Annotated in this window: 15 protein-coding genes; 6 read left to right on the top strand and 9 right to left on the bottom strand. The window is 63.0% G+C overall.

Annotated features, from left to right (window positions below; translation table 11 throughout):
• Positions 1-50: 50 nt before the first annotated feature.
• Complete coding sequence (locus NLX68_RS24085) at positions 51-1,280, top strand: acyl-CoA dehydrogenase (RefSeq protein WP_254286121.1); 1,230 nt, start codon at positions 51-53, stop codon at positions 1,278-1,280.
• On the opposite strand, the gene NLX68_RS24080 is transcribed toward NLX68_RS24085, so the two are convergent.
• From NLX68_RS24080 to xthA, 3 genes are all read right to left on the bottom strand, one after another.
• Entirely contained in the window at positions 1,274-2,296 is a 1,023-nt protein-coding gene (locus tag NLX68_RS24080; protein WP_254286120.1) for a TerC family protein, read from the bottom strand. The genes NLX68_RS24085 and NLX68_RS24080 overlap by 7 nt on opposite strands.
• 165 nt (positions 2,297-2,461) lie before the next feature.
• Positions 2,462-3,778, bottom strand: coding sequence for a substrate-binding domain-containing protein (locus NLX68_RS24075; protein WP_254286119.1), 1,317 nt, complete (start codon positions 3,776-3,778; stop codon positions 2,462-2,464).
• A 165-nt stretch (positions 3,779-3,943) separates the two neighbouring features.
• Positions 3,944-4,756, bottom strand: coding sequence for an exodeoxyribonuclease III (gene xthA / locus NLX68_RS24070; RefSeq protein ID WP_254286118.1), 813 nt, complete (start codon positions 4,754-4,756; stop codon positions 3,944-3,946).
• 162 nt (positions 4,757-4,918) lie between these two features.
• Between xthA and NLX68_RS24065 the strand changes: the two genes are divergently transcribed.
• From NLX68_RS24065 to NLX68_RS24055, 3 genes are all read left to right on the top strand, one after another.
• Positions 4,919-5,569, top strand: coding sequence for an N-acetyltransferase (locus NLX68_RS24065; RefSeq protein ID WP_254286117.1), 651 nt, complete (start codon positions 4,919-4,921; stop codon positions 5,567-5,569).
• Positions 5,570-5,635: 66 nt separating this feature from the next.
• Positions 5,636-7,378, top strand: a complete 1,743-nt coding sequence (locus NLX68_RS24060) for an autotransporter assembly complex family protein (protein ID WP_254286116.1) — start codon at positions 5,636-5,638, stop codon at positions 7,376-7,378.
• Positions 7,375-11,049 carry a translocation/assembly module TamB domain-containing protein gene (locus NLX68_RS24055; RefSeq protein WP_254286115.1) on the top strand — a complete coding sequence of 1,225 codons (3,675 nt, stop codon included), beginning with the start codon at positions 7,375-7,377 and terminating at the stop codon, positions 11,047-11,049. Before NLX68_RS24060 ends, NLX68_RS24055 begins: the two co-directional genes overlap by 4 nt.
• A 12-nt stretch (positions 11,050-11,061) precedes the next feature.
• On the opposite strand, the gene NLX68_RS24050 is transcribed toward NLX68_RS24055, so the two are convergent.
• From NLX68_RS24050 to NLX68_RS24035, 4 genes are all read right to left on the bottom strand, one after another.
• Positions 11,062-11,625, bottom strand: coding sequence for a DUF2589 domain-containing protein (locus NLX68_RS24050; protein WP_254286114.1), 564 nt, complete (start codon positions 11,623-11,625; stop codon positions 11,062-11,064).
• A gap of 101 nt (positions 11,626-11,726) precedes the next feature.
• Positions 11,727-12,296, bottom strand: a complete 570-nt coding sequence (locus tag NLX68_RS24045; protein ID WP_254286113.1) for a DUF2589 domain-containing protein — start codon at positions 12,294-12,296, stop codon at positions 11,727-11,729.
• Positions 12,297-12,366: 70 nt separating this feature from the next.
• Positions 12,367-12,747 carry a Mor transcription activator family protein gene (locus tag NLX68_RS24040; RefSeq protein ID WP_254286112.1) on the bottom strand — a complete coding sequence of 127 codons (381 nt, stop codon included), beginning with the start codon at positions 12,745-12,747 and terminating at the stop codon, positions 12,367-12,369.
• A gap of 299 nt (positions 12,748-13,046) precedes the next feature.
• Positions 13,047-13,508 (bottom strand): hypothetical protein, encoded by a 462-nt coding sequence (locus NLX68_RS24035; protein ID WP_254286111.1) that lies wholly within the window; start codon positions 13,506-13,508, stop codon positions 13,047-13,049.
• A gap of 158 nt (positions 13,509-13,666) precedes the next feature.
• Between NLX68_RS24035 and NLX68_RS24030 the strand changes: the two genes are divergently transcribed.
• Positions 13,667-13,855, top strand: a complete 189-nt coding sequence (locus NLX68_RS24030; RefSeq protein WP_010220419.1) for a hypothetical protein — start codon at positions 13,667-13,669, stop codon at positions 13,853-13,855.
• 37 nt (positions 13,856-13,892) lie between these two features.
• On the opposite strand, the gene NLX68_RS24025 is transcribed toward NLX68_RS24030, so the two are convergent.
• A complete protein-coding gene (locus NLX68_RS24025) occupies positions 13,893-14,219 on the bottom strand; it encodes a fe2+ zn2+ uptake regulation protein (RefSeq protein ID WP_254286110.1) in 327 nt (108 codons plus the stop codon).
• A gap of 270 nt (positions 14,220-14,489) precedes the next feature.
• Here NLX68_RS24025 and NLX68_RS24020 point away from each other — a divergent pair, with 270 nt between their 5' ends.
• The gene (locus NLX68_RS24020; protein ID WP_367949544.1) at positions 14,490-16,814 is read left to right on the top strand and encodes an acylase; all 2,325 of its coding nucleotides are present in this window, start codon (positions 14,490-14,492) and stop codon (positions 16,812-16,814) included.
• Position 16,815: 1 nt separating this feature from the next.
• Here NLX68_RS24020 and yegQ read toward each other — a convergent pair whose 3' ends face one another.
• Positions 16,816-18,135: a tRNA 5-hydroxyuridine modification protein YegQ gene (gene yegQ / locus NLX68_RS24015; protein WP_254286109.1), complete on the bottom strand. Its 1,320-nt coding sequence runs from the start codon at positions 18,133-18,135 to the stop codon at positions 16,816-16,818.
• Positions 18,136-18,229: the final 94 nt, after the last annotated feature.

Here is an 18,229-nt window from a genome sequence, read left to right as displayed (position 1 = left end):
TGCTGATCTAGGATCGATATCAGATCCCTTTTCCACTGAAGGTACTGCCCATGGATTTCGCCTATTCACCCAAGGTCCAGGCGCTGCGTGAACGTGTCACGGCGTTCATGGAGGCCTATGTCTATCCCGCCGAAGCGGTGTTCGAGCGCCAGGTTGCCGAAGGCGATCGCTGGCAGCCAACGGCGATCATGGAAGAGCTCAAGGCCAAGGCCAAGGCCGAGGGCTTGTGGAACCTGTTTCTGCCCGAGTCGGCGCTGGGCGCGGGCCTGACCAACCTTGAGTATGCCCCCTTGGCGGAAATCATGGGCCGCTCGCTGCTCGGCCCCGAGCCGTTCAACTGCTCGGCGCCGGACACCGGCAACATGGAAGTGCTGGTGCGTTACGCCAATGAAGCACAGAAGCGCCAATGGCTAGAGCCGCTGCTGCGGGGTGATATCCGCTCGGCGTTCGCCATGACCGAACCCGATGTGGCTTCGTCCGATGCTACCAACATGGCCGCCCGCGCCGTGCGCGACGGTGACGAGTGGGTGATCAATGGTCGTAAGTGGTGGACTTCCGGGGCCTGCGATCCGCGCTGCAAGATCATGATCTTCATGGGCCTGAGCAACCCGGAAGGCCCGCGTCACCAGCAGCATTCGATGATCCTGGTGCCCACCGACACCCCTGGGGTGAAGATCGTGCGCCCGCTGCCGGTGTTCGGCTACGACGACGCGCCCCATGGCCATGCCGAAGTGCTGTTCGAGAACGTGCGTGTGCCTTACGAGAACGTGCTGCTCGGCGAGGGCCGCGGTTTCGAGATCGCCCAGGGGCGCCTTGGCCCGGGGCGCATCCACCACTGCATGCGCTCGATCGGCATGGCGGAACGTGCCCTGGAACTGATGTGCAAGCGCTCGGTGGAGCGTACCGCCTTCGGCCGGCCGTTGGCGCGCCTGGGTGGCAACGTCGACAAGATTGCCGACTCGCGGATGGAAATCGACATGGCCCGGCTGCTGACCCTCAAGGCCGCGTACATGATGGATACCGTCGGCAACAAGGTCGCCCGCAGCGAAATCGCCCAGATCAAGGTGGTGGCACCGAACGTGGCCCTCAAGGTCATCGACCGGGCAATCCAGATCCATGGCGGCGCCGGGGTCTCGGCTGATTTCCCGCTGGCCTACATGTACGCCATGCAGCGCACCTTGCGCCTGGCCGACGGCCCGGACGAAGTGCACCGCGCGGCGATCGGCAAGTACGAGATCGGCAAGTACGTGCCCAGGGAAATGCTCCGTAGCGGTCACTGATGCTTGCCGCGCAAGCCCGTCTCTTTTCCCGGGGCGGGCTTGCCCCGCGAACGGGTCGAGTACAGTGAACACAACACCCCGGCGCTAAGCAGGGCAACGGTCACGCCCAGCGACAGCATCGGCGGCACGGCACCGATCAGGCCGTGGTAGAAAATCTTGCCACCGATGAACACCAGCACCAGCGCCAAGGCGTACTTGAGGTAAATAAAGCGGTGCATCAGCGCCGCCAGGGCAAAGTACAGCGCCCGTAACCCGAGAATGGCGAAGATGTTCGAGGTGTAGACAATGAACGGGTCCTGGGTGATGGCAAAGATTGCCGGCACGCTGTCGACGGCGAACACCAGGTCGGCCAGCTCGATCAGCACCAGGGCCAGGAACAGCGGCGTGGCATAGCGCAGCGCCTTGCTCTGCCCGGCCGGGGTGATGTGCACGAAAAAACGCGGGCCGTGCAGCTCGTCGGTGACCCGCAGGTGTCGGCGGACGAATTTGAGCACCGGATTGTTAGCCAGGTCCGGGTGGGGTTCTGCGCCGGAGAACAGCATTTTCACGCCCGTGAACAGCAGGAAGGCGCCGAACACATAGAGAATCCAGTCGAACTCCTGCACCAGCGCACTGCCCAGGCCAATCATGATCGCCCGCAGCACCACTACCCCGAGAATCCCCCAGAACAGCACCCGGTGCTGGTAGCGGCGGGGGATGGCGAAGAAGCTGAAGATCATTGCCATGACGAACACGTTGTCCATCGACAACGACTGCTCGATGAGAAAGCCGGTATAGAACTCCAGGGCTTTCTGCGCGCCCAGCTCGAACCACACCCATCCGCCGAACAGCACGCCAACGCTGAAGTAGCCGGCATACAGCAGCAGGCTTTCGCGCATTTCGATTTCGTGCAACTTGCGGTGCAGTACGCCCAGGTCCAGCACCAACAGGGCCAGGACGATGCCGAGAAAGGCCAGCCAGAACCACAGGCTGGTGCCGAGGAAGTCGTTATCGAGAAATACCTGTAGAGCTGCCATGAGCCCCTCCTTGATGTCGACGTTGCTGAGCAACAGTGACTCCGACATGGCGGCTTGGCAGCCGTCAGAGGGGCCCGGCGTCACTAAGGACAAGCCTAGCCCCGGGGAGGGTGAGCGCCCAATCGAGCCTGTAACAATTGATTGCCCAGGCCAGCCGTCGGCAGCTCAGTAGACCCATACCTCGACGCGGCGATTACGGATCCGCCCTTGTTCGGCGGTGTTGGCCGCCACCGGCAGTTCATCGCCCAGGCCGATGATCTCGCGCAGTTCAACGCCGCTGCGGGCCAGTTCCCGACGCACCGCCATGGCCCGCAGCCGCGAGAGCAGGGCGGCGCGCTGCGGGTCATCCTTGGCATCGCCAAACCCCACCAGCACCACCTTGTTGGCCAGCTTGTGCTGCGCTTGCAGGTACTGGACCACCCGTTGCACATCGCGCAGGGCCTTGTTGTCGAGGCTGGCGTTGCCCTCCTGGAAGCGAAAATTCACCGACAGGCGCCGGGCATCGCTGGCCAGGTCAAGGTAGCGGCGGGGCATCTCCTTGCGCGGCTGTACCTTGATGCTCTGCACCTGCTGGCCGACGAAGCCGTTACGGGTAACGATGGCCTGGCCCTGGGCGCTTTGGGCGAACTCGACCAGGGCGCGGGCCAGTGGATTGGCCTGACCGGGCGGCAGATAAAAGAACAGCCGTCGCGACAGCGGATAGTCTTCGCTGGCCACCAGGGCCGGTGTCGGCAGCATGGCCTGGGACGCACCGTCGGCAATCGCCACGACCTTGGCGCCATGCACCGTGGCCAGGCTGCTGAAGCCGATGGCCTGGCGATCGCCGAGCACCTGGCTGGCCAGTTGCTCGGCCGATTCGAAGCGCCGGGCGGTGTCGGCCAGGGGGTGTTGTGCCGGGTCGAGCACCAGGGCCTTGAAGGTTTCGAAGGTCCCGGAGCGGTCATCGCGGGCGTACAGGTTGATGGGGCCGCTGCCGATGCCCAGTTGCTCCCAATTGCGGATCTGCCCGGAAAAAACCTCCGCCAGCTGGACAGTGGTCAGCTGCGGCAAGGGGTTGTCGGGGTGGACGATCACCGCGACACCATCCAGGGCAATGACCTGCTCGGCGGCGGCACTGTTGAGGTCACCCAGGGCTTGCAGTTCGCTCAGCTCAACCGGCTTGATCGGACGGGAGGAGGCAGCCAGTTCCGCCTGGCCGGACTTGAGTGCGGTAAAACCGGTACTGGAACCGTGGGCGGCGATATCGATGCGCAAGGCCTGGCCGTTACTGTCTCGTGCACGGACCTGGCGTTCGTTGGCGGCGTCGCCACTGACGATGCTGATGGCGCTGGCGCCTTGTTGCTCGAGCAAGCCTGTGACCAGCGCCGGTGCCAGTGCGGCACCGATGGTGTTGGAACCCTGGATACGTAATTGCGCCTGCGGGTCAGCGGCGCCAATCAGCGGGAACAGGCAAAGCACAAGCAGGGAGAGGTGGCGCAACATGCCGTCTGGCACTCGTGGGCAAAGGGTGTGCCGGGAGATTAAGACAGCTATGTGACCGAGGGATGACAGGCTGTGCTAGGAGCGGGCTTGCCCCGCGATGCGATGTGGCAGACAGAATGCTATCGCGGGGCAAGCCCGCTCCTACAAAGCCTGTGGGAGCGTTTATCAGTTCAATTCAAGCCAGATCGGCGCGTGGTCCGAAGGTTTTTCCATCCCGCGCAGGTCATAGTCGACCCCGGCATCCTTGATCCGTGGCAGCAGCCCCTGGGAGGCCATGATCAGGTCGATGCGCAGGCCACGTTTGGGCTCGTCTTCAAAGCCGCGGCTGCGGTAGTCGAACCAGCTGAAACGGTCGGCCACTTCCGGGTGCAGGTGGCGGAAGCTGTCGACCAGGCCCCAGTTCTTCAGGCGCGCCATCCACTCGCGCTCTTCCGGCAGGAAGCTGCACTTGCCGGTCTTCAGCCAGCGCTTGGCGTTGTCGGCGCCGATGCCGATGTCGCAGTCTTCCGGCGAAATGTTCACATCCCCCATTACCAGCAACGGCTGATCGTTCTGGAACTGGGTCTCGAGCAGTGTCTGCAGGTCGCTGTAAAAGCGCTGCTTGGCCGGGAACTTGGTTGGGTGGTCGCGGCTCTCGCCCTGGGGGAAGTAGCCGTTCATGATGGTGATCGGGGTGCCATCGGCATCGGCGAAGGTGCCCCAGATGAAGCGTCGCTGGGCTTCTTCTTCATCGGTGCTGAAGCCCTTGTGCAGGCTCAGTGGCGCCTGGCGCGAGAGCAGGGCGACGCCGTAGTGGCCCTTCTGGCCATGAAAGTGCACGTGGTAGCCCAGGGCCTGGACCTCAGCGAGCGGGAACTGCTCGTCGCTGACTTTGGTTTCCTGCAGGCCGATGACGTCGGGTTGGTGCTTTTCGATCAACGCCGCCAACTGGTGGGGCCGGGCACGCAGGCCATTGATGTTGAACGAGACGATCTTCATGGGCAGCACAATCCTGGTAAAACCCAGGATCCTAGCCGACATCGGCGACGTCGGCCAGCGTGGCGATCCACTCGAGAGGTTGCTAACCTGTGGCACGAGGTGAACGTTGGCACCCCGCACACCTCAAAGGCAATGAATGCCCATTTCCGGAGGTTTGCCAGCATGCCCGAATCGACTGCCGCACCGGCTGAAGTCCGTCTGCTCGATGGCGGCTACAGCCGCGAGGCGCGCTCCCTGTTGTATCACGCCTATCGCCACGAACCGACCTTTGCCTTTCTGTTCGAGGCCCAGCGCCCCGGGTTCGACCAGCGTATTCGCGCCACCATGCGCGAACGGGTCAAGCAGCACTTTCTCCAGGATTTGCCCGCCATTGGCCTGCTGGTTGAAGACCGCTTGATCGGCATCGCCCTGATTGCCCCGCCGCAGCGGCGCCTGGGCATCACCGAAAGCTGGGCCTGGCGTATGCGCATGGTGCTTAGCACCGGGTTTCGCTGTACCCGCCGTTACCTGGATTACCAGGCTGCGCTGGTGGCCTGTCTGCCCAGTGACGCGGTGCATGCACTGCCGCTGCTGGGGGTTCACCCGCAGTTTCAGGGCAAGCACTACGGCGAACAGTTGTTACAGGCTGTGCACGACTGGTGTGCCGTGGATGAGCATTCCCAAGGCGTGGTGCTGGACACCGGCAACGAGCACTACCTGGCGTTTTACCAGCGTCAGGGCTATCAGGAAATTGGCGAGATCGCTGTAGGCCCGGTCCGCGAACACGTGTTCTTTCACCCCAATCCGCAGTCGTCACAGCAGGTATCGGCCTGAATTGCGTAGCAGCGAGGAAAACCTCGGGCTCCATGCTGCCGCCAAGCTCTGGTAGCATCCGCGCCTATGACGTATTCAGGACGATTTACCTGCGGTTTGATTCTATGGGTTGCCAGCATCGGCGCGTATGCGCAAAGCGAGCTGGTAGTCCGGGTCAAACCTGCCAATAACGAACTCAAGGCCAATGTCGAAGGCTATATCGGCAGCCTTGGTAAACGCGATGAAGAGGCGCTGCTGCGCTTCAGTCGCGGCGCAGTCGAGCAGGCACGCAAGGCCTCCCAGGCCCTGGGCTATTACCAGGCGCAGATCGACAGCGAGGTCAAACCGCCGGCCAAGGCCGACAAGGGCCCGCAGCTGGTATTGACGATCGACCCAGGTGAGCCGGTGCACTTGCGTGATGTGACCATCCGTATCGATGGCCCGGCCAGTGAACTCAAGGCCTTTCGCATTCCCGACAGCAAGGCGTTGCGCTCAGGCGCGGTGCTCAACCATGGCCACTACGAAGACGCCAAGCGCCTGATCCAGAACCAGGCCTCGCGCTACGGGTTTTTCAGTGGCCGCTTCGTCCTCCAGCGCCTGGCGGTCGACCCCCAGGCTGGCGTTGCCGATATCGAGCTGATCTACGACAGTGGTCCGCGCTACCGCCTGGGCAAGGTCAGCTTTGCTGGCGATACGCCGCTCGATGAAGACCTGCTGCACCGCATGGTGCCGTTCAAGGCTGACACGCCCTACGATTCCGAGCTGATCGCCGAACTCAACAATGCCCTGCAATCGAGCGGCTACTTCGAAGGCGTACGGGTCGATGCCGCGCCTACCGCGGCTATCGAGCAGAGCATCCCGGTGGCCGTTCAGCTCGACACCCGCAAACCGCGGACCATGGGCCTGGGCCTGGGTTTTTCGACCGACGTCGGGCCGCGCGGCAAGGCCAACTGGACTCGCCACTGGGTCAACCCGCAAGGTCACAGCTACGGCTGGGAGACCGAACTGTCGGCGCCACGGCAGAACGTCGGCCTGTGGTACGACATCCCGCTCGACCCGCCGCTGACCGACAAACTGCGTTTTGCCGGTGGTTACCAGAACGAAGAAATCGCCGGCACCGATACCTTGAGCAAGCTGCTCACGGTCGGCCCGGAATGGCACAGCAAGCTGCCCAGCGGCTGGCAGCGGGTCATTTCGCTCAAGTACCAGCGCGAAGAGTACAAGCTCGGTGACGACTCGGGCCTGAGCAACCTGCTGATGCCCGGCATCAGCTATTCCTACCTGCGCAGCGACAATCGCATCGACCCGCACAATGGCTATCGCCTGCAGTTCGATGTGCAGGCGGCCAAGCAGGGACTGGTCTCCGACACCAACCTGCTGCATGCCAATGTGCTGCTCAAGGGCCTGACCACCCTGGGCCAGAATCATCGCTTTCTCGGCCGTGTGCAGTTCGGCGGCAGCGCCACCAACAGCTACAAGAATTCGGTTCCGCCCTCGTTGCGCTTCTTTGCCGGTGGCGACCAGAGCGTGCGAGGCTACGACTACCAGACCCTGTCACCGAAAAACTCCGACGGCGATCGTATTGGCGGCCGTTACCTGGTAGCCGGCAGTGCCGAGTACCAGTATTCGGTTGCAGAAAAGTGGCGGGTGGCGACCTTCATCGACCAGGGCAATTCATTCAATAATCTGGAACTGCCCAGCCTCAAGACCGGTGTCGGTATCGGTGTGCGCTGGGTGTCTCCGGTCGGGCCGCTGCGTCTGGATCTGGCCCGCGCGCTGGATGACGACGGCGGTTTGCGTCTGCACTTCTCCATGGGGCCGGAACTGTGAGTCGCGCTATCAAATTCATCGTTCTTGGCCTGCTGGCCTTGCTCATGCTGGTGGTGCTGGGTGTGGGCCTGGTGCTCGGTACCCAGGCCGGCAGCCGCTGGGCCCTGGAGCAGGTGCCGGGGCTGCAGCTGGATAACTTCCAGGGGCGTCTGGCCGGGCAGTGGCAAGCCGAGCGCTTGCTGTGGGCACAAGGCGGCGATCGGGTCGAGTTGGTGGCGCCGGTACTGGCCTGGTCGCCGGCCTGCTTGCTGCGCATGACCCTGTGCATCGATCAGTTGCAAGCCGATCAGGTCAACCTGGCCTTCGCACCCGGCGAGCCGAAGCCTGATAGCGGGCCGTTGCAACTGCCGGCACTCAAGCTACCCGTGGCCATCGAGTTGGGCCAGGTGCGTATCGGTCATCTGCGCCTGGACGGCAATGAACAGCTCAGCCAACTGCAACTGGCCGCGCACTGGACCACGGCCGGGCTGCAGATCGACAGCCTGCAACTGCAGCGCGATGAGCTCAAGCTGAACCTGCAGGGGTTGCTCAAGCCCGAAGCCGATTGGCCGTTGCAGGCCAAGGGGCAACTGCAGTTGCCGAGTGTCGACGGGCAGCCCTGGCAACTGGCATTGCAGGTGGACGGCGACCTGCAGAAAACCCTCAGGCTCAAGGCTGACAGCAGCGGTTACCTGCACGCGCGCCTGACCGGCGAGCTGCAAGCCCTGGCCGACAACCTGCCGGCGCACCTGCAGATCAGCAGCGAGGCCTTCAAGCCCTCGGCCGAGCTGCCCGACACCCTGCAGCTGAACACGCTGCAACTGAGCGCCAAGGGCAACCTGCAAAGCGGTTATCAGCTGCAGGGTTCAGCCAGCCTGCCCGCCGAGCAGGGGCCGGTGGCGCTCAATCTGCAAGGCCGGGTCGATGCCAAAGGTGCCGAGCTCAGCACCCTGGACCTCAGCGCCAGCGCCGAACAGGCGCTCAAGCTCAAGGCCAAGGCCGACTGGCAGCAAGGCCTGAGCGCTGAAGCCAGCATCGACTGGCTGGATTTCCCCTGGTTGCGCCTGTATCCGCTGGAGCAAGCGCCCGACGTTACTCTGCGCCGCTTCAACGGCCAGGTGCAGTACCGTGATGGCAACTACCAGGGCGAGTTCAAAGGTGACCTGGACGGTCCGGCCGGCGCCTTCAGCCTGAGCAGCCCGTTCAAGGGCGACCTCAAGCAGGTCAGCTTGCCGCAATTGCTGCTCAGTGCCGGCCAGGGCAAGGCCGCCGGCAGTGTCGGCGTGCAGTTTGCCGATGGCCTGGCCTGGGATGCGGCGCTGGAACTGTCGGCGCTGAACCCGGCGTACTGGCTGGCCGAATTGCCCGGCACCCTGGCGGGCCCGTTACGCAGCAAGGGCGAGATGAAAAACGGCGAGTTGCGCCTGGATGCCGACCTTGACCTCAAGGGCCGCCTGCGCGGCCAGCCCGCCGTACTCAAAGCGGTGGCACAAGGGGCAGGGCAGCAATGGACCCTGGGCACCCTGGACATCCGCCTGGGCGACAACCAGATCAATGGCAGCGGCAGCCTGCAACAGCGCCTGGCCGGGCAGATCGATCTCAACCTGCCGCGCCTGGGCCAACTCTGGCCGCAGTTGCAAGGCCAGGTCAAGGGGCGACTGGAGGTTGCCGGAACCTTGCAGGCGCCCCAGGGCAGCTTCGTTCTGCAGGGCCAGCAATTGGCCCAGGCCGACAACCGTGTACAGCGCCTGAATCTGGATGCGCGTCTGGACAACGCGCAACGCGCGCTTATCGACCTGCAGGCCGGTGGCATTCGCCTGGGTGATACCCCCCTTGGCATGCTCACCGCCAAGGGGGCAGGTGACATTCGCCAGCAAAAGCTGCAACTGGCCCTGGACGGGCCGCAGCTCAAGCTGGACCTGGGCCTGGACGGGCAACTGGACAAGGGCAACTGGCGCGGTCGCCTGGCCAGTGGTGAAATCCAGGCCGGCGGCCAGGACTGGCGCCTGCAGGCCCCGGCGAAACTGCAGCGCCTGGCCAGTGGGCAAGTGGATTTCAGCGCCCATTGCTGGCGTTCCGGCCAGGCCAGCCTGTGTGGCGAAGACCAGCGTCTGGCGCCCGAGCCGCGCCTGCGCTACCACCTCAAGCAGTTCCCGTTGCAAAGCCTGGCGCAGTGGCTGCCCAAGGACTTTGCCTGGCAGGGCCTGCTCAATGCCGACATCAACCTCGATGTTCCGGCCAGCGGGCCCAAGGGCACTGTCCTCATCGATGCCAGCGGCGGTACCCTGCGGGTGCGCGAAAAGGACCGCTGGCTGGACTTCCCCTACCAGACCCTGCGCCTGCAAAGCACCCTGGGCCCGCGACGCATCGACACCCGCCTGGATTTCCTGGGCGACAAGCTCGGCGAGCTGGCGGTCAACACCCGGCTTGATCCGCTGGCCAAAAACAAACCCCTGAGCGGTGACTTCCGCCTCAGTGGCCTGGATCTGGCCATTGGCCGCCCGTTCGCGCCGATGGTCGAACGTTTGAATGGCCAGCTCAACGGCAGCGGGCGCCTGTCCGGCACCTTGCTGGCGCCCCAGGTCAATGGCAGCCTGAACCTTGCGCGTGGCGAAATCAGCGGCTCGGAGCTGCCGATCAGCCTTGAGGATCTGCAATTGCAGGCGCTGATCGCTGGTGAACAGGTCCAGCTCAACGGCCGCTGGAAAAGCGGTGACGCTGGCCAGGGCAGCCTGAACGGGCAGATTGGCTGGGGCCAGGCACTGACTGTCAACCTGGCGCTGCAGGGCCAGCAGCTGCCGGTCAACGTTGAGCCCTATGCGGCACTGGAAGTCGCTCCGGACCTGAAAATCAGCCTGATTGACGACAAGCTCGCGGTGACCGGCAAGGTGCTGGTGCCCAAGGGCAAAATCACCGTGCGTGAGTTACCGCCGTCCACGGTCAAGGTTTCCGACGATACGGTGATCCTTGGTCATCAGACCGAGGAGGGCAAACCGCCGATGGCCATGGCCATGGATATCGACGTCCAGGTCGGTCAGGAAAAACTCTCGTTCAGCGGCTTTGGCCTGACCGCCAACCTGCTGGGGCACGTGCACATCGGTGACAACCTCGATACCCGCGGCGAACTGAGCCTGGCCGACGGCCGCTACCGCGCCTATGGCCAACGCCTGACCATCCGCCGCGCGCGCTTGCTGTTTGCCGGCCCCATCGACCAGCCGTACCTGGACATCGAGGCGATTCGCAAGACCGATGATGTGATTGCCGGTATCCGCTTGAGCGGCAGCGCCGAACAGCCCACCACCCAGGTGTTCTCGGAGCCGGCCATGAGCCAGGAGCAGGCGTTGTCCTACCTGGTGCTCGGGCGGCCATTGGGTACTACCGGGGAAGACAACAACATGCTCGCTGAAGCCGCGCTCGGCCTGGGCCTGGCAGGCAGCGCCGGGATCACCGGCAGCTTGGCCTCGAGCCTGGGTATCGACGACTTCCAGCTCGACACCCAGGGCAGCGGCAACAACACCGCGGTAGTCGCCAGCGGTAACCTGACCGAGCGTTTGAGCCTGCGTTACGGCGTTGGGGTGTTCGAGCCGGCCAACACCATTGCCCTGCGTTACAAGCTCAGCAAGAAGGTTTACCTGGAGGCGGCCAGTGGTCTGGCCAGCTCCCTGGATATCTTCTACAAGCGCGACTTCTAGAGGCCGGTAGTGTCAGCGCACGGTCGCCGCTTCGATGAACTCGTTGCTGTCGTCCGTGGGCTGGACGGGGGTGGACAAGCGAAGCGGGGTAATCAGTTTGGTGTACTCCTCGATCAGCCGGTTCAGCGCTTCCGGTGGTTCACAGGCCTGGAACTGCATGCGGATCTGTACTTCTTCGGGGTCGCGTGCTGCATCGTCGTTGCGTTTGCTCTGGCCACCGACCGTCACATAGAAGCGCTCGCGTTGCAGGTTCTCGCCAGCTTCGGTGGTTTCGGTGTTCTGAATCCGCACAGAGAGGTCTACCTGCATACGCTCCAGTGCCAGCCCCCGCGGTGACACCAGTGCGATCAGCGGGATCTGCATCGTGTGCTGATCGTCCATCGCCACTGCGACCATCTTGGCTTTCATCGGCGTGCCCAGTGCCTCGGCGTCATAGTCGAAAAACTGGTCGAACAGCTTGATGTACTGCTGGGCAATCAGGTTGTTGGTGGCCGCGGCGGCTTCCTGCAGGCCGCGAGTGATATCGCACAGGTCGCTGGCGATGATGGGCGCGTTGTTCGGCGAGCGAGGGTCCAAGCTGTGTGCACTCCTGGAAATCTACAGCTGAGGCCCCCTCCAGTGGAGAGGGCCATTGGCGAAGGGTTACGCTGAGGTACCCTACGCAAGGGCGGTGGCTGTCAGCTGGAGCTTGTAACCGGTTTGCTGGCGGCTTCAGTGAGGGCATCGATGACCCGCATCAGCGCTTCAGGTGGTTCCTGACGACGTACTTTGGTGTTGAAGGCGTAGCGGGCACGGGTATCGGTCTTGCGGGTTTGTGTCGACTTGTGGCTGACCTGGCCTTTGAGCTCCATCTTGAACTTACCGAAGCCAAAGGACGCGGCAGTGCTCACTTCACCCGCGGTTTCGCTACTGGATTCGGCCTGTTGGCTAATGGTCACTTCGAACTCGACATTCCCTTCCTCGATGGCGATGTTGGGGTGAGCGATCGCCGCCATGAGCGGGATGCGCATGGTTTTGGAGACGATTCCCTTGGCTGCCCCCTGTTCATCGGTAATGGTTTCGTCGTAGTTGAATTCGATGGCGACCGCTTTGCCATTCTCGACACAGACGCCCATGAGAAAGTCGGCGTAGGTCTGGCTTGCGGCGACTTGGGCCTGGACCATTGCCTGCAGCGGTCCGGCGATCATCCGGTCCAGGGGCAGGGCGTTCATGACCGAACCGATCATATCGTTGTCGACTGTTGCCATGGGTGATTTCCTTATCGTGGGTGCACACCTTGTGCGCGGGTTGGGGATTCAGGGTAGTTGCCTGCTGTAATCAGCGCGGGCAGGCGTCCTGGCGGCGAATATTGCCGATTTGACGCAGGCTTAAGCCGTACTTGTTGGCCAGCATGCTGCGCGACAGGCCATCGGCGCTTTCCTGTTGAATCTGCTGGTTGCGCAGTTGGCGCAGGAAATGGTCAACCTTGGGGATCTCCAGTGCCATGCCGGCAAATCGCTTGATCAGCGCATCCAGTGCGGGCGCTGGCAGAATTTCCGCCAGGGCCGTGCGCTCGCGGTGTTTGGGAATGTACTTGGGGCGTCCGCCATAGGTGTTCGTCAGGTTGTAGGCATGTTCAATGCCAAGGCATTCGATCAGCATCTGCAGCGAGTGGGGCAGTTGCTCTACGTCGATTCGGTTCAGGTCGCTCAGTTCCATGGTGACTTCCTTGTGGGCGATAGTTCGGCACCTAGATGATCCGTGCCATGCGGCTGTGGCCATTGCAGGCAGCGTCAACGCGGTACATCGCGTCTGTCTGTCATGGCTTGAGCTGGATTCTCGGTTACCGGGCAGAAAGGAGGCTAGGCAGCAAGAGGGGCAGGAGGGGTGGCCTTTTTGCACGCTTTCTGTAGGACTGGCATCGCTTTGGGTTGGGAAAGGAGCGTCATCTCAGGCGCTAAGCCTTGATTGCCCGTTGCTAGGGCAATATCTCCGCCGTCTGCTTGGCAAACCCATGATTACTCGCAAGGGCGTGTCAGCAACAGGCTGACCTGGCCCAGATAGTCGGCCGGACGATGGATGCCGTGCTCGGGGAAACTGCGCCAATCAACCCACAGGCACAAAGCGGTCACATCCTTTGCTGCAACCTTGCCTACGACCCTGGGGTGAAAGTCGCGGCGATACAGTACGTGCGTCTGCTTCAGTGCGAGGGCCTCATCGGCTGCGGCCAGGGTGGCGGCAACCAGTGCCGGGATCTCTGCCTGGGGTACATCGAAATGCACACCTTGTGCACCTGAATTCAGATACCCGGTCTGTCGGGTACGTTGCCAGAGCTGTTGCCATTGGCTGCTGCCGGCACTGTTCGCCAGCTGTGTACCCAGTTCCAGCAATACGCTGGGAGGTTGCGACTCGGTCGACAAGGCATGAGCCTTGAAGGTGCCAAGCAGTATCACGCTGGCCATCAGGGTGCGCAGGAGCATGGTTGTCTTCCGGTTGTCTGGGCGTCAGCCCGGGAGACCATGTTGGCAAGGCAGTGATGTCGACAGAAGTGGGAAATTGTCCGCTGACCGGCGGGGGACGTTGTATCATGCGCACGGCCCGCTTCGGGGCTTTTTGCCGATGTCGCAAGGAACTACCAATGACGCAAGGTCAACGCCTGAAATACTCCATCCTGATCTCCCTGCTGGTGCTGGGGATCATGCTCGGACTGTCCTACCTGCAAAAACAGGGGACGATCAGCGAGCAGGTGTTCCAGTACATCGCCATCGGTGTGGCGGTGGCAGTGGTGGTGATCAATGGCGTCATGCGCCGCAAGGTCAAACCCTGAGGGCTTAAGCGCGGCCGGCTATGGGCCGGCCGGTCGCTCAACGTGAGCTGGCTTGCTCCAGCACGGCACGGGCCTGGGGATTGAGGCTGTAGCACTTGTCGCTGCCAAGGCTGATGACGCCTTCGGCGCACAAACGCTTGAGTACTTCGCGAACGCTGAGGAATGACAGGGGGATATCCAACTGTTCGAGCTGGCTGTGCACGCCGCGTACACCAATGCTGCGACCGTTGCGATCGGCCATGTGCAAGGCATCGATGACTTTCAGGCGAATCAGGCTGGTGCGCAGGCCAAAGGCCTTGAGCAATTCGCGGATGTGCTCATTGCCGGGGCGCTCATTTTCGCCGGCTTCGGTATTTTCAGTCACAGGTTGGTTATTTGTGCGTCCAGGCTCAGCTATTGCCGCTGAATGTTGCTGGTTGTACATGTGAATGCTCCATTTCATGGTCTGTCCAGATAAGCAAAAGTGTTTGCCTATACCTATAAGACGAATGAGCGCGGCAAAACTGCAGTACCTGACAAAAAAAAACTGCAAGCTCACCCTCAAATGACGTTTTGACCGGGCCAATCCAGTAAATTTTTCCGCAGAAATTCGTTCAGTCAGAGTGACCTTTCCCCTGATTGAGCCGGAGTACGCGTGATCAAGCCTCGTCCTTTTGCAACCCTCTGTGTGGTCGGGCTGCTCGCCGGCCTCAGCCTTCCCGCCCAGGCGCGCGTAGCAGCGGGCGATGCGTCTGCCCAGATCCGCCGGACCAGTTTTGGTGTGCCGCATATTCTGGCCAAGGACGAACAGGGCCTGGGCTACGGCATTGGCTATGCCTATGCGCAGGACAACCTGTGCCTGCTGGCGAACGAAGTGGTCACCGTCAACGGCGAGCGTTCGCGTTACTTCGGCCCCAGGCAGCGCACCTTCGAGCAGCGCGAAAACCTGCCCAGCGACCTGTTCTTCAATTGGCTGAACACGCCAACCGCCGTGTTCGGCTTCTGGCAGGCGCAACCGGCGGCCATGCGCGCACGGCTGGAAGGCTATGCCAAGGGTTACAACCGCGCGCTGGCCGAGCTCAAGGCCCAGGGGCAGGGCGCGCAATGCCTGCAGGCTGAGTGGCTGCGGCCGATCACCACCCTCGATCTGGTCAAGCTGACCCGTCGCTTGCTGGTCGAAGGCGGCGTCGGCCAGTTTGCCGAAGCCCTGGCCGGGGCAACGCCGCCGAATGTCGTCGCCCAGCTGCGCCCCGACCTCAGCGTTGCCCAGGCACGCCAGGAACAATTTGCCGTCGAGCGCGGCAGCAACGCGCTGGCCATCGGTGCCGAGCGCTCGTTCAATGGCCGCGGCATGCTGCTGGCCAACCCGCACTTTCCCTGGGCTGGCGGCATGCGTTTTTATCAGATGCAGCTGACCCTGCCGGGCACGCTCGATGTCATGGGCGCAGCCTTGCCTGGGTTGCCGCTGATCAATATCGGGTTCAACCGCCATCTGGCCTGGACCCACACGGTCGACACCTCCAAGCATTTCACCCTGTACCGGCTGGAGCTGGACCCCAAGGACCCGACCCGCTACCTGCTCGACGGCAAGTCGCTCGCCTTGACCCACCAGCGCCTGAGCGTGACGGTCAAGGGCGAGGACGGCCAGCTCACGCCGGTGATCCGCGACGTTTACAGCTCGGTGTTCGGCCCGATCGTACAGTGGCCGGGGCGCCTGGACTGGAACAGGCAGTACGCCTTCAGCCTGCGTGACGCCAACCTCGACAACACCCGGGTGCTGGAACAGTGGGATGCGCTGAACCGCGCCGACAGCCTGAAAGGCCTGCAGGCTTCGGTGCAGCGCCTGCAGGGCATCCCTTGGGTCAACACCCTGGCGGTGGACGCCAAGGGCCAGGCGTTGTACCTGAACCAGTCGGTGGTACCGTACGTCGACGCTGCTCTGCTGACCCAGTGCAGCGACCCGGCTGCCGGCCAGGAAATGATCGTGCTCGACGGCTCGCGCAGTGCCTGCAACTGGAAGATCGACCCGCGTGCCGCGCAGGCGGGTATCTTCCCTGCGCAACTGCAGCCGAGCCTGAGCCGTAGCGACTTCGTCCAGCACTCCAACGACTCGGCCTGGATGGTCAACCCGGCCAAACCGTTGCAGGGCTACTCGCCGTTGATCAGCCGCGAGGGGCAGCCCCTGGGCCCGCGCAGCCGCTTTGCCTTGCAGCGCCTGGCGAGCCTGAGCGAGAAGGGCAAGATCAGCCAGGCGGACCTGCAGCAGATGGTCATGGATAACCAGGTTTATCTCGCCGAACTGGTCATGCCCGACCTGCTCAAGTGGTGCGCCGGTCAAGCGGCCGATGCCCAGCTCAGTGTGCTGTGCGCCAGCCTCAAGGCCTGGGACCAACGCGCCAACCTCGACAGTGGTCTTGGCCTGGTGCACTTTCAACGCATCATGCAGGCGTTGCAGGGACGCAAGGACATCTGGCGGGTCGGCTTCGATCCGGCCGACCCGCAGCACACCCCGCGGGGCCTGGCCATCGATCAACCTGAAGTGGCCAACGCCCTGCGTGAGGCCGCCCTGGCTTCAATCGCCGAGGTGAGCAAAGCCGGTGTCGCCGAGGACGTGCGCTGGGGGCAGATCCAGCAAGCGGCTGATGGCACGCCGATTCATGGCGGGCCGGCCAGCCTTGGTGTATACAACGCCATCCAGAGCGTGCCGGTGGCGGCGGGCAAGCGCCTGGTGGTCAGCGGCACCAGCTACCTGCAACTGGTGACCTTCGATGACCAGGGCCCGCATGCCCAGGGGATATTGGCGTTCTCGGAGTCCAGTGAAGCAGGTTCGGCCCATGCCGGCGACCAGACCCGGGCGTTTTCGGCCAAGCAGTGGCAGGTGATTCCGTTCACCGAGGCGCAGATCAAGGCCGATCCGCAGTATCGCTTGCAGGTGATTCACGAGGTTGAGGGGGCGGCGCTGGCGAAGTCTGCGCCTTGATTCAATGAATCAAATCCCTGAGCAGCAAGCCGAAGGCCAAGTCGACCTGCTCAGGGATTGGCAGGTACACCGTATGCCCATCCCCCGGCGCCACCTCGATCGCGCCGCCCTGGCGATCACGCAACTGATGCAGGTCGAAGTGGTAGTTACCTTTCGGCGTCATCAGTTCCAGATGATCACCGACCGCAAAGCGGTTCTTCACCCGCACTTCAGCCAGGCCGTTGACCCGCTCGCCACTCAGCTCGCCAACGAATTGCTGGCGCTCGGACACCGAGTTGCCGCGCTGGTAGTTCTGATACTCGTCATGCACATGCCGGCGCAAGAAACCCTCGGTATAACCACGCTGGGCCAGTGATTCGAGGTTGAGCATCAGGTTGCGGTCGAACGCGCGCCCGGCCACGGCATCGTCGATGGCCTGGCGATACACCTGGGCGGTGCGTGCACAGTAGAAGTGCGACTTGGTCCGGCCCTCGATCTTCAGCGAATGCACGCCCATGTGCGTCAGCCGCTCGACATGCTGCACCGCCCGCAGGTCCTTGGCGTTCATGATGTAGGTGCCGTGCTCGTCTTCGAAGGCTGGCATGTCTTCATCGGGGCGGTTGCTTTCCTGCAGCACGAACACCTGCTCGGTGGGGGCGCCGAGCCCCAGGGTCGGTTCTACTTCGCGAACGATTTCGCCGGTGACATTCTCGCGGGCCGCAGTGGCCTTGTACTGCCAGCGGCAGGCGTTGGTGCAGCTGCCCTGGTTGGCATCGCGGCGGTTGAGGTAGCCCGATAACAGGCAGCGGCCGGAGTAGGCCATGCACAGGGCGCCGTGGACGAACACCTCGAGCTCCATCTGCGGCACTTGCTGGCGAATCTCCTCGATTTCTTCCAGCGACAGCTCGCGCGACAGGATCACCCGGGTCAGGCCCTGGCTGCGCCAGAACTCGACGCTGGCCCAGTTCACCGTGTTGGCCTGCACCGACAGGTGGATCGGCATGTGCGGGAAGTGCTGGCGCACCAGCATGATCAGGCCCGGGTCGGACATGATCAACGCGTCCGGGGCCATGTCGATCACCGGCGCCAGGTCCTTCAAGAAGGTCTTGAGCTTGGCGTTGTGCGGGGCAATGTTGACCACCACGTAGAAGCGCTTGCCCTGCGCCTGGGCTTCCTTGATGCCCAGCGCGAGGTTGGCGTGATCGAATTCATTGTTGCGCACGCGCAGGCTGTAGCGCGGCTGCCCGGCATACACGGCATCGGCACCGTAGGCGAAGGCGTAGCGCATGTTCTTCAGCGAGCCGGCGGGGGCGAGCAGTTCGGGTTTGGCGAGAAGGGTCATGATCGGGTCGCGGCAAAAGGCGCGGATGCTACGCCGCTTGTGGCGATTTTTTATTGATCTGCATCAATGGCACTTTTACCACTGCCCGGCGCAC

The sequence above is a fragment of the Pseudomonas sp. SBB6 genome, from assembly GCF_024213215.1.
GTDB classification, from domain to species: Bacteria; Pseudomonadota; Gammaproteobacteria; order Pseudomonadales; family Pseudomonadaceae; genus Aquipseudomonas; species Aquipseudomonas donghuensis.
The sequence above is the reverse complement of the archived record's forward strand: the minus strand, read 5'-3'. Positions and strand labels throughout refer to the sequence as shown.

Excerpts from the sequence above, each read along its gene's own strand:
- NLX68_RS24065 (WP_254286117.1), top strand. The coding sequence starts at position 4,919 with ATGCCCGAATCGACTGCCGCACCGGCTGAAGTCCGTCTGCTCGATGGC.
- NLX68_RS24075 (WP_254286119.1), bottom strand. The coding sequence starts at position 3,778 with ATGTTGCGCCACCTCTCCCTGCTTGTGCTTTGCCTGTTCCCGCTGATT.
- NLX68_RS24030 (WP_010220419.1), top strand. The coding sequence starts at position 13,667 with ATGACGCAAGGTCAACGCCTGAAATACTCCATCCTGATCTCCCTGCTG.
- NLX68_RS24035 (WP_254286111.1), bottom strand. The coding sequence starts at position 13,508 with ATGCTCCTGCGCACCCTGATGGCCAGCGTGATACTGCTTGGCACCTTC.
- NLX68_RS24045 (WP_254286113.1), bottom strand. The coding sequence starts at position 12,296 with ATGGCAACAGTCGACAACGATATGATCGGTTCGGTCATGAACGCCCTG.
- yegQ (WP_254286109.1), bottom strand. The coding sequence starts at position 18,135 with ATGACCCTTCTCGCCAAACCCGAACTGCTCGCCCCCGCCGGCTCGCTG.
- NLX68_RS24060 (WP_254286116.1), top strand. The coding sequence starts at position 5,636 with ATGACGTATTCAGGACGATTTACCTGCGGTTTGATTCTATGGGTTGCC.
- NLX68_RS24040 (WP_254286112.1), bottom strand. The coding sequence starts at position 12,747 with ATGGAACTGAGCGACCTGAACCGAATCGACGTAGAGCAACTGCCCCAC.
- NLX68_RS24085 (WP_254286121.1), top strand. The coding sequence starts at position 51 with ATGGATTTCGCCTATTCACCCAAGGTCCAGGCGCTGCGTGAACGTGTC.
- NLX68_RS24080 (WP_254286120.1), bottom strand. The coding sequence starts at position 2,296 with ATGGCAGCTCTACAGGTATTTCTCGATAACGACTTCCTCGGCACCAGC.
- xthA (WP_254286118.1), bottom strand. The coding sequence starts at position 4,756 with ATGAAGATCGTCTCGTTCAACATCAATGGCCTGCGTGCCCGGCCCCAC.